This is a genomic window from Streptomyces sp. NPDC037410 (assembly GCF_055602235.1).
On the sequence record NZ_JBVJWR010000017.1, the window covers coordinates 29,206 to 41,958 of the forward strand.

At 72.3% G+C, this 12,753-nt stretch carries 10 protein-coding genes; 7 read left to right on the top strand and 3 right to left on the bottom strand.

The genetic code is table 11. The features are described 5' to 3' along the window. Positions 1 to 24: 24 nt before the first annotated feature. Entirely contained in the window at positions 25 to 705 is a 681-nt protein-coding gene (locus tag ACZ7HT_RS26075) for a TetR/AcrR family transcriptional regulator (RefSeq protein ID WP_471170433.1), read from the bottom strand. A 166-nt stretch (positions 706 to 871) separates the two neighbouring features. On the opposite strand from ACZ7HT_RS26075, the gene ACZ7HT_RS26080 reads away from it, so the two are divergent. The 3 genes from ACZ7HT_RS26080 to ACZ7HT_RS26090 are packed head-to-tail and all read left to right on the top strand — an operon-like array spanning position 872 to position 4,922. Then, complete coding sequence (locus ACZ7HT_RS26080) at positions 872 to 2,356, top strand: flavin-containing monooxygenase (RefSeq protein WP_471170436.1); 1,485 nt, start codon at positions 872 to 874, stop codon at positions 2,354 to 2,356. Continuing rightward, a complete protein-coding gene (locus ACZ7HT_RS26085; protein ID WP_471170437.1) occupies positions 2,353 to 3,312 on the top strand; it encodes an AurF N-oxygenase family protein in 960 nt (319 codons plus the stop codon). Before ACZ7HT_RS26080 ends, ACZ7HT_RS26085 begins: the two co-directional genes overlap by 4 nt. A gap of 17 nt (positions 3,313 to 3,329) precedes the next feature. Then, positions 3,330 to 4,922: an FAD-dependent oxidoreductase gene (locus tag ACZ7HT_RS26090; RefSeq protein ID WP_471170439.1), complete on the top strand. Its 1,593-nt coding sequence runs from the start codon at positions 3,330 to 3,332 to the stop codon at positions 4,920 to 4,922. A gap of 1 nt (position 4,923) precedes the next feature. Here ACZ7HT_RS26090 and ACZ7HT_RS26095 read toward each other — a convergent pair whose 3' ends face one another. Continuing rightward, positions 4,924 to 5,937 (bottom strand): LacI family DNA-binding transcriptional regulator, encoded by a 1,014-nt coding sequence (locus ACZ7HT_RS26095; RefSeq protein ID WP_471170440.1) that lies wholly within the window; start codon positions 5,935 to 5,937, stop codon positions 4,924 to 4,926. A gap of 139 nt (positions 5,938 to 6,076) precedes the next feature. Between ACZ7HT_RS26095 and ACZ7HT_RS26100 the strand changes: the two genes are divergently transcribed. Further along, positions 6,077 to 7,138, top strand: a complete 1,062-nt coding sequence (locus ACZ7HT_RS26100) for a C45 family autoproteolytic acyltransferase/hydolase (protein ID WP_471170442.1) — start codon at positions 6,077 to 6,079, stop codon at positions 7,136 to 7,138. A 4-nt stretch (positions 7,139 to 7,142) separates the two neighbouring features. Here ACZ7HT_RS26100 and ACZ7HT_RS26105 read toward each other — a convergent pair whose 3' ends face one another. Beyond that, the gene (locus tag ACZ7HT_RS26105) at positions 7,143 to 7,832 is read right to left on the bottom strand and encodes an esterase/lipase family protein (protein WP_471170444.1); all 690 of its coding nucleotides are present in this window, start codon (positions 7,830 to 7,832) and stop codon (positions 7,143 to 7,145) included. Positions 7,833 to 7,962: 130 nt separating this feature from the next. On the opposite strand from ACZ7HT_RS26105, the gene ACZ7HT_RS26110 reads away from it, so the two are divergent. The 3 genes from ACZ7HT_RS26110 (at position 7,963) to ACZ7HT_RS26120 (ending at position 12,588) form a co-directional block, all read left to right on the top strand. Further along, the gene (locus ACZ7HT_RS26110) at positions 7,963 to 8,970 is read left to right on the top strand and encodes a tetratricopeptide repeat protein (RefSeq protein ID WP_471170446.1); all 1,008 of its coding nucleotides are present in this window, start codon (positions 7,963 to 7,965) and stop codon (positions 8,968 to 8,970) included. Positions 8,971 to 9,188: 218 nt separating this feature from the next. Continuing rightward, positions 9,189 to 11,543, top strand: a complete 2,355-nt coding sequence (locus ACZ7HT_RS26115; protein ID WP_471170448.1) for a collagenase — start codon at positions 9,189 to 9,191, stop codon at positions 11,541 to 11,543. Between the two features lie 85 nt (positions 11,544 to 11,628). Beyond that, positions 11,629 to 12,588, top strand: a complete 960-nt coding sequence (locus ACZ7HT_RS26120) for a proline racemase family protein (protein ID WP_471170450.1) — start codon at positions 11,629 to 11,631, stop codon at positions 12,586 to 12,588. Positions 12,589 to 12,753: the final 165 nt, after the last annotated feature.

The window sequence follows — 12,753 nt, forward strand, 5'->3', positions numbered from 1 at the left end:
TGGACACGGGGCCGAAGACGCGGGTCAGCTCAGGTCGCTCGGCTGGTCGGGGTCGAGTTTGAGGCCGAGGCGCAGGGTGGCACTCGCGAGGACGCCCCAGAGGGCGTCGCTCAGGAAGCGCGTCAGGTCGTCGAGGGAGCTCCTCGACTCGGGGTGGGCGGCCCACTGGTTCACCACGCCGTCCACCAGGCCGACCATGCCGAACGCCAGGTTGAGGTTGAAGCCGGTGGGCGCCGGATCGCCGTCGAGGAACCGCTCGGCGTACGCGTCCAGGAGCCGCGCGAGGTGGAGGGCGACGGCGGTGCGGGTGCCCGTGACGGCGGGCGAGCCGCTGCCGAGGAACCGGTAGAGCTCGGGGTGCCGCGCCACCCAGTCCACGTAGGTACCGGCGGCGTGCTCGATCGCCTCGCGGATCGTGCCCCGGGGAGCGAGCGCGGGGGTGAGCGCGGCCATCAGGTCGTCGGTGATGCGGGCGCGGATCTGTTCGTCGAGGTCCTCGCGGCTGCGGAAGATCCGGTAGACGACGGAGCGGGGCATCCCGGCCTCGGCGCCGATCGCGGCCACGCTGACCGCCGCTCCCTCGCGGCCGATGACGGTGAGGGCCGCGGTGAGGACCTGGTCGCGGCGCTCGGCCCGGTGGCCGGTCCAGCGGGTGTCGCGGCCGTCGGGGCGCCCGCCGTTGCGTGTCTCTCTGTCCTCGGCCACAGCGTGGATCGTACCCGGCGATCAAGAAACGGCGGCGTGCCCGGGGTGGCGCAGCTCACGTTACCGCCAGTATCCTGGACGCGGTGACACAGGTAAATTCCGGTGCCCGGGGGAGAAGCACCCGGGGGAGAATGCACCGGCACCACCGGTCGCGGAGGGGATGGACATGGAGAACCAGCACGTCGACGTGCTGATCGTCGGCGCGGGACTTTCCGGCATCAGTGCCGCCTGCCACCTGCTGCGCGGGAACCCCGGAACCACGTACGCGATCATCGAGCGGCGCACCGCGATCGGCGGCACCTGGGACCTGTTCCGCTACCCCGGCATCCGCTCGGACTCCGACATGTACACCTTCGGCTACGGCTTCCGCGCCTGGCACGGCACCAAGGTCCTCGCCGGCGGCACGGACATCCGCCGCTACATCCGGGCAACCGCCGAGGAGCACGGCTTCGCCGGCCACATCCGCTTCGGCCGCAGGGCCGTCCGCGCCGACTGGTCGAGCGACGAAGGGCGCTGGACCGTCGAGACCCTCGACGAGGCCACCGGCGAGACCCGCCTCCTCACCGCCCGCTTCCTCGTCGGCGCCACCGGCTACTACGACTACGACGCGGGCCACCGCCCGGAGTTCCCCGGCGAGGAGCGCTTCCGCGGCACCCTCGTCCACCCGCAGCACTGGCCCGAGGACCTCGACCACACCGGCAAGCGCGTCGTCGTCATCGGCAGCGGCGCCACCGCCATCACCCTCGTCCCCGCCATGGCCCCCACGGCCGCCCACGTCACCATGGTCCAGCGCTCACCCACGTACATCCTGGCGCTCCCCGCGGACGACCCCCTCTCCGTCCTCCTGCGCAGACTGCGCGTCCCGGCCGGGCTCGTCCACCGCGTCGGGCGCACCCGGAACATCGCGATGCAGCGCGCCCTGTACGCCCTGTGCCGCAAGGCCCCCCGCCTCATGCGCAAGGTGCTCCTCGGTGCCGTGCGGGCCCGGCTCGGCAAGAGCGTCGACATGCACCACTTCACCCCCGCGTACAAGCCCTGGGACCAGCGGCTGTGCGTCGTGCCCGGCGGCGACCTCTTCACCACGCTCAAGAACGGTCGGGCGTCCGTGGTCACCGACCACATCGAGACCTTCACCGAGACCGGCGTCAAGGTCAGGTCCGGCGAGGAGATCCCCGCCGACATCGTCGTCACGGCCACCGGACTGCGCATGCAGCTCGCCGGCGGGATGGAACTCGCGGTCGACGGAAAGCCCGTCGTCACCCGCGACCACCTCCTCTACAAGGGCGTGATGCTGGACGGCGTCCCCAACCTGGCGATGATCATCGGCTACACCAACGCCTCCTGGACGCTCAAGGCCGACCTCGCCTCCGCCTACGTCAGCCGGCTCCTCGCCCACATGGACCGGCACGGCCTCACCGCCGTCACCCCCGTCGCCACCGAGGCCGACCGCTCCTCCGTCTCCGTCATGGGCGAGTCGCTGACCTCCGGTTACATCGCGCGCGGCGACGCGATCACGCCCCGCCAGGGCACCCGCGACCCGTGGCGGATCTGGAACGACTACTACCGCGACCGCCGCGCGCTGCGGCGGTCGCCGATCGAGGACCCCGCACTCCGCTTCGACCGCGTGCCCACCGAAGGAGGACGAAGATGACCAGCGTGCAGAGCTACCACGAGAGGCTCCGGACCCTGTCCGAGGCCTCGGTGCACATCCACTTCGACGCGTTCACCGACATCGACTGGGACCACCCCGACTTCGCCATCGACCCCGCCGACCCCCGCTGGGTGCTCCCCGCCGCCGACCCGCTCGGCGGCCACCCCTGGTACCAGGCACAGCCGTTGGAGGTCCGGACGCGCATCGGGCTCCGGCGGTACGCCAACATCGTCAAGGTGGGCATGCAGTTCGAGAACGTCCTCATCCGCGGGGTGATGGACTACCTCTTCTCCCTCCGCAACCAGAACCCGGAGTTCCGCTACCTCACCCATGAGGTCACGGAGGAGTGCCACCACACCCAGATGTTCCAGGAGTTCGTGAACCGGGCGGGAACCGACGTGCCCGGCGGACGACGCTCCTTCCGGATCCTCAGCCGCTTCCTGCCGCTGGCCGGCTCGCTGATACCCGAGTCCTTCTTCACCGGCGTCCTCGCCGGGGAGGAGCCCATCGACCACCTCCAGAAGGCGATCCTGCGCGGCGGCGAGGACATGCACCCGCTGATGCGCCGGCTCATGCAGATCCACGTCGCCGAGGAGGCCCGGCACATCTCCTTCGCCCACGAGTTCCTGCGCGTCAAGGTCCCCGGCTACGGCAAGGCGCGCAGGGGCGCGCTCTCGGTGGCCTTCCCGGTGATCATGCGGGTGCTCGGCGACGTCATCATGGTCCCCGACAAGAAGACCGCCGAGACGATCGGCGTCCCCCACTGGGTGATCAAGGACATCTTCTGGAGGTCGCCCGACGGCGAGAAGATGCTCCGCGACCTCTTCTCCGACGTACGCATGCTCGCCGAGGACATCGGCCTGATGAACCGGACCTCACGGCGCGTGTGGAAGGCCCTCCGCATCGACGGCCGGCCCTCCCGCCACCGCGGCGAACCCGCCCCGCACGCCGCCTGAACGGAGAAACCCTCCCCATGCCGTACGTCGTCACCCGGTCGTGCTGCGCCGACGCCTCCTGCGTGCTCGCCTGCCCGGTCAACTGCATCCACCCCGCCCCCGGCGAACCGGGCTTCGGACAGACCGAAATGCTGTACGTGGACCCCCGCACCTGCGTGGACTGCGGCGCCTGCGTGACGGCCTGCCCCGTGGACGCGCTCAAGCCGCACACCAAGCTCACCGAGGCGGAGCTGCCGTTCCTCGAACTCAACCGCGCCTACTACGACGCCCAACCGCACGAGGACCGGGCGCCGATGGCGATCGTCCCCCCGCAACGCCGCACCTCCGCAGCCGAGTTGCGGGTCGCCGTCGTCGGCGCCGGTCCCGCCGGTCTCTTCGCCGCCGACGAGCTGCTGCGGTACCCCGGCGTGAGCGTCACCGTCCACGACCGGCTGCCCACCCCGTACGGGCTCGCCCGAGCGGGAGTCGCGCCCGACCACCAGGACACCAAGCAGGTCGCCCGGCTGTTCCGCGCCGTCGAGAGCCAGCCGGGATTCTCGTACCGGCTCAACACGGAGATCGGTCGGGACCTGCACCACGAGGACCTGCTCCGCGACCACCACGCCGTGATCTACGCCGTGGGCGCCGCCGGCGACCGGCGGCTCGGCATCGACGGCGAGGACCTGCCCGGCAGCGCCTCCGCCACCGACTTCGTCGCCTGGTACAACGGCCACCCCGACCACAGCGCCACCCGCTACGCCCTCGACGGCGAACGGGCCGTCGTCATCGGCAACGGCAACGTGGCCCTGGACGTCGCCCGCGTCCTGACCGCCGACCCCGACACCCTCTCCCGTACCGACATCTCCGACCGGGCGCTCGCCGCGCTGCGGACCAGCCGCGTCCGCGAGGTCGTCGTGTTCGGGCGCCGCGGACCGGCCGAGGCGGCGTTCACGCTGCCCGAACTGCTCGCCCTCGCCGCCCTCGACGGCGTCGGCATCCTCGTCGAGGGCTGGCCGGCCGACGTACCCGCCGACGCCACGCCCAAGACCCGGGTGCTCGCCGAACTGGCCGCCCGGACCCCCGAACCGGGACGGCGCCGCATCGTCCTGCGCTTCCGGACCCGCCCGGTACGGATCCTCGGCGAGGACCGGGTGACCGGCCTGACCGTCGAGACCACGGACGGGGCCGAGAGCACCGAGACCATCGAGGCGAACCTCGTCCTGCGCGCGATCGGCTACCGCGCCCGTCCCGTCCCCGGCCTCCCGTTCGACGAGACGACCGGCACCGTGCCGCACGAGAGGGGCAGGGTCCGGCCCGGTGTGTACGTCGCCGGCTGGATCAAGCGCGGTCCCGGCGGGTTCATCGGCACCAACAAGTCCTGCGCCCAGGAGACCGTTTCCGCCCTTCTCGACGACCTCGAAGCCGGCCTGCTCACCGCCCCCGCCGTCGGCGGTCCGGTGTCCGGCGGGCACCCGGACGCCGTCGGCCTCGACGGCTGGCGTGCGATCGACGACGCCGAGCGCGCGGCGGGGCAGGGCCAGGGACGCCCCCGCGTGAAGATCGTCGACAGGGAGGAGCTACTCGCCGCCGCCCGTCCTGTGCCGCGGCGTGGGCCGCTCCCCTCCCGCTGACCTACCGCCGGGTCGACGCCCTCGGGCGGAAGCGGGCCTGCGTGAGGCGGGGGGAGTCGGCGGGGCGGCCGGCGATGAGGGACTGGAGGAGGTCGAGGAGGGCCGCCGAGCTGTCGACCGGGTTCAGTTCGAGCGCGGAGATGGCGGGGCGGCTGGTGCGGGCGTGCTCGGAGTCGGAACCGGTGACCACCATGGTCTCTTCGGGCACCCGCACGCCGCGCGCCAGGAGGCCCCGCTGCACGCCCGCCGCGTGCCGCCCGGTGAGGCAGAACACGGCGTCCGGCAGCCCGTCCTCGACGATCCTGGCGGCGAGGGCCGCACCGCCCTCGACGCCCGCGCGCTCGGGGAGTTCGTACAACCGGGGCGTACGGCCCCCCTCCGCGCACCAGCCGAGGTACGTGTCCTGGTGTTCGAGGTTCCAGGCGTTCGGGTCGGTGCCCCGCACCAGGGCCACCGAGCGTGCCCCGGCGCTCTCCAGGTGGCCCAGGATCAGGCGGGCGGAGGCCCGGTCGTCCTCCGAGGCCCACTGCGTGAAGTCCGGGCGTCCCGGCGGGCGGCCGTAGGTCACGTACGGGATGCCGCGCTCCTCAAGGCGCGCGACGACGGGGTCGTCCACATGCGGGTTGGTCACGATGTAGCCGTCCAGGGAGAAGGCGAGCGGCGGAACCGGCGCCCGCGTCAGGTCGGGCACCAGCATGAGGCTGAGGCCACGGGCAAGGGCCTGCGAGGCGCACGCGCCGACGAACCGCTCGAAGACGTCGACGCCCGCCGGCGCGTAGTCGCCGAGGGCGTCGAGCGAGCGCAGGACCAGACCGACGGCCCCCATCGTGGAGCGGCGAAGCCCGCGCGCCAGGGCGTCGGCCTCGTACCCCATCTCGTCGGCGACGGTGCGGATGTGGGCGCGGGTGGCCGCGCTGAGGGTGCCCTTGTCGTTGAGGGCGTGCGAGACGGCGGTGATGGAGACCCCCGCCCTGCGCGCCACGTCCTTGATCGTGACGCCCCGCGTCCGTGCCATCGTGCCGCCCGCCCTGGGAGTCCTGGGTGTCCTGGAAGGAATGATTCCGCCAAGCATTGCATAAAACGTTTTACGTTCCTAGCTTGATGAGCGCCGCCCCTGTCGGCCCGCGGCCTCACCCTCCCGAAGGAACGCCCTCGTGGAACTGCACACCCTCACCACCGAGACCACCGACCCCCGCGAGCGCGGGACGCTGCTCGGCACCCGGTTCGGCGCCCAGGTCCGGCGCGTCGCCGAGCTCTACCGGGACCACTTCGCCGTCCTCGGCCTGCCGGCGGACCAGGTCCGCGACCTCGCCGGCCGCAGCCACGAGGCGCTCCGGGCCTGGGCGCCGCACCTCGCCGAGGAGTCGGACGCCTGCGCCGACGCCGCCGGCGTCGAGCGCTGGACGGTGGCCGCCGTCGGTGCCAGGACCGAGATCCTCGCCGCGTGCCCGGAGCCCGGCAAGGGCGAGTGCTCGACGGCGGTGTTCGCGCCCGCCGGGGCCGCGCCGCAGACCGTGCAGACCTGGGACTGGCACGACCTGCTCGTCCCGGACGCGCTGCTGCACGCGCTGACGCCGGGCGAGGGCCGCTCGGTGAAGCTCTTCACCGAGTTCGGCGCCCCCGGCAAGATCGGCGTGAACAGCGCCGGTCTCGGCGTCCACTTCAACATCCTGTTCCACGCGTCCGACTCCGCGGGCGGCGTGCCCGTGCACGCCGTCGCCCGCCGCATCCTCGACGAGGCGGACACCCTCGACCAGGCCGTCGAGATCGCCTCGACGGCACGCGTCAGCGCCTCCACCTCGCTGACCGTGGTCACCGCCGGCTCCTCGGCGGCGAGCCTGGAGCTCTCGCCCGCCGGACTCGCGGTGGTCCCGGCGGGGGAGGACGGCTGGCTGCTGCACACCAACCACTTCCTCGACACCGGACTCGCGGCGGGGGACACCGGACCGGCCGACTCGATGACGGCGGAGCGGCTCGCCCACCTGCGCGCGGTACGCGCCGCGATGCCGGACCTCTCACCCGCCGAGCGGGCCCGGGCCTTCTGCGGCGAGGGCGGGGCCGACGCCGTCGTCTGCATGCGGCCCGACGCGCACAAGCCCCCGCACGAGCAGTGGGGCACCCTGCTCACCGTCGGCCTCGACACCGCCCACTGTGCGATCGACTACCTGGCCGGCGCGCCGCACGAGGCCCCGGCGACGGGACTCGCGAGGTTCTGACGCCTCAGGTTCCGAGGAACGCGCGGACCCCCTGGGAGACCGCGTCGTCGCCGAGGAGCTCGTTGTGCTTGAGGCAGCCGGCGCCGTTGTTGACGGCGCCGGCCAGCGGCACGCTGCTGTCGGGGTTGATGACCTCGTCGCAGTTCGACCACCAGGTGGCGTAGCGGACGGCCCCGGGCGTCTCGTCGCCCTCGGCGAGCTTCTTCTGGACGTACGAGCCCGGGCTCATGTCCCGGCAGGCCTGGTCCCACAGCGCGCACGCCCATGCCGTGGAGGTGCCGTGGTCGGGGCCGGCCAGGGAGACCCAGTGGGCGACGGAGGACTGGCCCGCGGCGTCGAACTTCACGTACCACCGGGTGACGAGGCTGCCGAAGGAGTGGGCGACGAGATCGACCCGGGAGGCCCCGGTCTGCCGCTTGACGCCCTCGACGTACGCGGCGAGCCGGCCCGACAGGACCTCGTTGACGGACTGGTGCGTGTCGTAGCCGAAGGAGAACAGCTCCGCGTCGGTGTACCCGTCGGCCTTGAAGTCCGCGCGCAGTCCGCCCCACACGCCCGGGTCGGCGTTGTAGCCGTGGACGAACACCACCGGGGTACGGGAGGACGCCTCGGCGTGGACGGTTGCCGCCGGCAGGAACAGGGGCGCGACGAGCGCGAGCAGTGCAACGACGATCCGGCCACGGAGTCTCAACACGCTTTCCCCTAAAATGAGTTACGCACGAGTAGTCAGCAGCATGGTGGGGGCTGCGGGGGCGGATGACCAGCCCCCTGCGCGGCTTCGTCGGGCCCCCGGTGTCCGTAAGGCGATCGTGAAGGGGGCGCACGTGCGGGGGAGATGGGGCCGCCGGGGGAGTGGCGGCGACAACGCGAACGGCGGCGGCAGCGGGAACGGCGGCGACGGCGGGCGCGGAGACGGCGCCAGGCGCGCGGACGACACGGAGCGCCTTCGCGAGGCCGCCGAGGCCGGGGACGTCGCGGCGATGTTCCAGTACGGCCTGCGACTCGGTACGCGCGACGACCGGGAAGGCGCCGAGCGCTGGCTGCGCCGGGCGGCCGCGGCGGGGCATCCCGAGGCCGGTGTGACCCTCGGCGTGCTGCTCCACGGCTGGCAACGGCACGCCGAGGCCGAGCCGTTGCTGCGGGCGGCCGCCGGGGCCGGACACGTACGGGCGATGGAGATCGTCGCGTATCTCCTGCGGAAGCGGGGGGAGCACGCGGAATCCGTCCTCTGGTACCGGCGTTCGGCCGAGGGCGGCAACCCGTACGCGATGGGCGTCCTCGGGGAGCTGAGCCGGGACCGGGGAGCCGTGGCCGAGGCCGAGGAGTGGTTCCGGCGGGCCGCCGAGGCGGGTCTCGCCGACGCCGCGTACCTCCTCGGGAAGCTGTTGTACGAGCGGGGCGAGACCGTGGAGGCCGAGCGCTGGTCCCGCCGGGCGGCGGACGGCGGCAGCACCGCCGCGATGAACGCCCTCGGGACCCTCGCCCTCGAGCGCGGGGACAGGGAGGCGGCGAAGGCCTGGTACCGCAAGTCCGGCGCCGCCGGTGACGCGGAGGGCGACCGGCTGCTCGGGAGGATGCTCACCAAGGCCGAGCTGGTCGGCGAGTACGAGAGGCGGCTGACCGAGCGCGCCCGCGGGGGTGACGTCGACGCGTGCGTCGCGCTCGGCCGTTCCAAGGAGCTGGGCGGCGATCTGTACGCGGCGCAGGGCTGGTACGAGAAGGCGGCCAAGGCGGGTCACATCGGGGCGATGCTCCACCTCGCCCGCATCTCGGAGGCGCAGGGCCATCTCCGCCAGGCGCGGGCGTGGCGCCGGAAGGCCGCCGAATCCTGAGGCATCTGTGACGGATTGACCGTCTTTCGGGGAGGTCCGCCGGCCCTGCCGGTGAACTCGTGTCGTCACAGGGCTTGTCAGTGCAATTTCACATTACTATGTTACACCGCACACGGCCCGGTGATCGACCGTCACCCGCCGTGCCACACAGACCAGTTCGCGAACCGACCATTCGCGGACCATCCCCGCATCAACCCCCCTCATCAGCAGGAGTTCCGTTGTCCCTCCACAGACGTGTGCGCTCGTCCCTGCTCGCCTCCGCCATCGCGGTCACCTTCCTGGCCTCCGCCGGCCAGGCCGGTGCCTCCGCGGCGGGCACGGACGACCAGCCCGCCGCCCCGGCCCCCGTCCTCGGCGCACCGGCCCCGCAGGCGCAGCCGGGAGCCAACCCCTTCGACGAGGCGGAGCACCGCGCCTCCGCCCCGCGCACCACCTTCGGACCGGCCCCCGCCCCCGGCGGCCACACCGCCGGCCGCGTTCCCGGCCCGGCGAAGTCCGCCGCCACCGCACGCTCGTTCGCCGCGGCAGCCACCGACACGCAGGCCGGCGTCCCCTGCACGCTCGACGGGATCACCGGCCTCGCCCCCGAGCAGTTCGCCGACTTCCTCGCCGACCCGGCGGTCACCGCCGACGGCTGTCTGCGCGGCCTCATCTGGACCTGGGACGCCCGGCTCGCACCCGTGATGTCCGACGCCCACGTCCAGGCCGTGTCCCGCCGCATATCGAGCCTCGCCGCCTCCCACGACGGACGGAACACCTCCCACCTGGAGGAGATGTTCACGTACCTGCACGCCGTCGTGTACCACGACTACTCGCGCGGCGAGATCGACATCACCGACGCGCCCACCGTGAACGCCATGCGGCAGGCCGTCGCCGACTTCGGCACCGCCGCCCGCACCTTCGACGTCACGAAGAGCAACGCCAACACCCTCCGCGAAGCGCTCTACGCGGCGAGCGCGCCCGGCCTGCGCCAGTACCAGCTCGCCCTGATCAAGCGGGTCCTGGCCACCATGGACCCCTCGCACACCGCCACGAACCAGGACCCGGCCTGGGCCGGTGCCGCGCTCGCCGCGCTGTCCGTCAACTACCTGGGCGTCTACCCGGGCAACCAGGACGCGGCCTTCCACGCGGCCGTCGCGGCCGACCCGGCGTACCGCGCCACCTTCAAGGCCTTCGCCGGCTACGGACACCTCAAGGGGACGGCCAACGCCTGGGTCGCCCGTGACGCCGTGAGCGAGTACGGCCGCTTCGGCCAGGTCGCGGGCCTCAAGGACGGCGTCGTCGCCGACCTCGGCGCCATGCTCACCACCGTCGTCGACACCTTCGGCCGCGGCAGCGAGCCGTGGGCGAAGGCCGTCTCCTGGCTCAACACCTACGAGGCCTGCCAGCAGTACGGTGTGTGCAAGGAGGACATCGAGAAGCAGCTCTTCCCGTACACGTACACCTACGACAACGGCGGCATCAAGGTCCGCACCGCCCTCGACCGGGCCACGGTCGACCAGCTCTACTACGCGAGCAAGCAGGTCAAGGCGCAGTACCACCGCGTCCTGGGCACCGACCAGCCGCTCGCGGGCGACTCCAACACCTCCCTGAACATCGTCCTCTACGCCTCGCGCGCGGACTACGAGAACTACCACCCCCTCCTCACCGGCATGGGCACCAACAACGGCGGCGTCTACATCGAGAAGGGCGCGACCTTCTACACGTACCAGCGGCGCGTCCCGCAGGACTCCTCGCTCACCCTGGAAGAGCTCTTCCGCCACGAGTACACCCACTACCTGAACGGCCGCTGGGCCGTCCCCGGCTCCTTCGGCGAGGGCCCCTGGTACCAGGGCGACCGCACCACCGCCATGGACGAGGGCACCGCCGAGTTCTTCGACGGAGCCACCCGCGACAACGGCATCGCCGTCCGCAAGTCCCTCGTCCGCGGCATCATCAACGACACCGCCGGCGGCGGCCCCCGGATGAGCGTCCAGCAGCTCCTCCACGCCACCTACGACGGCGACGGCTTCCGCTTCTACAACTACGCGGGCACGTTCTTCGAGTTCCTCTGGACCGAGAAGCCCTCCCTCCTCCGGGAGATGTACACCCACCTCCGGGCGAACGACGTCGCGGCGTACGACGCGTGGCGCGACCGGATGGGCTCCGACGCGAACCTCCAGCGCGCCTACGACCGCTTCCTCGACGCGCAGATCGCCAAGGTCGACCAGCTGTACGTCCCCAACACCGCGTACACGCCCAACGGCCAGCTCCGCGACGCCGACGTCGCGTCGGTGAGGTCCTCCTTCGCCACCGCCACCTACAACACCCCCGACTGCGTGGAGAAGGGCGAGCCCGGCAAGCGCCGCTTCCTCTGCACCGGGCGGATCACCGCCAACCTGTCCAACTGGGCCAGCGAGGACCAGAACTTCAAGGACATGTCCGAGACGGTCGACTACTTCATCCTCGACCGGGCGGGCGCCGCGTCGAACAACCTGGCCGACATGAACTGCAGCTTCGGCGCGATCGACATCTGGTCCACCAAGGTCGCGGGCACGTCGAGCTTCAGCTGCGAGGGCCCCCTCCGCAGCTGACCGCACCCACCCGTCCGGGCCGGTCCTTCCACGGGGGGGAAGGGCCGGCCCGGCACCTCGATCCCCCTTCTGGAGGCCGTACTCCGTGAGCACCACCCCGCACTCGGTCCGCACCACCGACTACCACACCGCAGGCGAGCCGTTCAGGATCGTCGACGAGGACCTGCCGCCGATGCCCGGCGACACCGTCGCCGAGCGCCGTGCCCTCGCGCTGCGGCTCGGACCGCTCGACGAGCTGCGCCGCCTGCTTGTCCGGGAGCCCCGTGGACACTCGGGCATGTACGGCGGGTTCATCGTCCCGCCCGACGACGACGGCGCCCACTTCGGCGTGCTGTTCTGGCACAAGGACGGCTACTCCACCGCCTGCGGCCACGGCACGATCGCCCTCGGCGCCTGGGCCGTCGACACCGGACGCGTTCCGGCACCCGACGACGGCGACGTCCCCGTACGCATCGACGTGCCCTCGGGACGCGTCACCGCGACCGTGCACCGCGCGGGCGGCCGCACCACCGGCGTCACCTTCCGCAACGTCCCGACGCGCGTCCTCGCGCGCAAGGTCCCCGTGACCACCACGTACGGCACCGTCGAGGCCGACCTCGCCGACTCCGGCGCCGTGTACGTCTCCGTCCCCGCACGCGCCCTCGGCCTCGACACGGCCCCGGCCTCGCTGCCCGCGCTCGTCCGGGCCGGGCGGGAGATCCGCGCCGCGTTCCCCGAGCACGACGTGTACGGCGTCATCCTGTACGACGAGCTGCCCGACACCCCCACCGGGCCGCACCAGCGGAACGTCGCCGTCTTCGCCGACGGGCAGATCGACCGCTCGCCCTGCGGATCGGGCACCTCCGCCCGGCTCGCCCTGCTCGGCGAGGACGGACGCCTCGGCCCCGGGGACGTCCTCACCCACGAGTCCGTGGCCGACACCGTGTTCACCGGCCGGCTGCTCCCCGGCGGGATCACAGAGGTGACCGGTGCGACTCACCGCACCGGCACCCATACCTTCATCCTCGACCCGCACGACGAGCTGGGCACGGGATTCCTGCTTTGAACCCTCCCCTTCGCCATGGTGAAGGGGATTTCTGGCTCACGCTGCTCGGTCGCTCAGCGAACGATCCAGTCTTACGCGGTCGACACCACCCGGGTTGGTACCAGCCCGGCCTCCCCGAAGACCGGAGATGTAACGCTGGCTTGGTTCTCGCTCAGCGATTCTCGA

Coding starts and splice junctions, on each gene's coding strand:
- ACZ7HT_RS26080 (WP_471170436.1), top strand. CDS start 872: ATGGAGAACCAGCACGTCGACGTGCTGATCGTCGGCGCGGGACTTTCC.
- ACZ7HT_RS26085 (WP_471170437.1), top strand. CDS start 2,353: ATGACCAGCGTGCAGAGCTACCACGAGAGGCTCCGGACCCTGTCCGAG.
- ACZ7HT_RS26090 (WP_471170439.1), top strand. CDS start 3,330: ATGCCGTACGTCGTCACCCGGTCGTGCTGCGCCGACGCCTCCTGCGTG.
- ACZ7HT_RS26095 (WP_471170440.1), bottom strand. CDS start 5,937: ATGGCACGGACGCGGGGCGTCACGATCAAGGACGTGGCGCGCAGGGCG.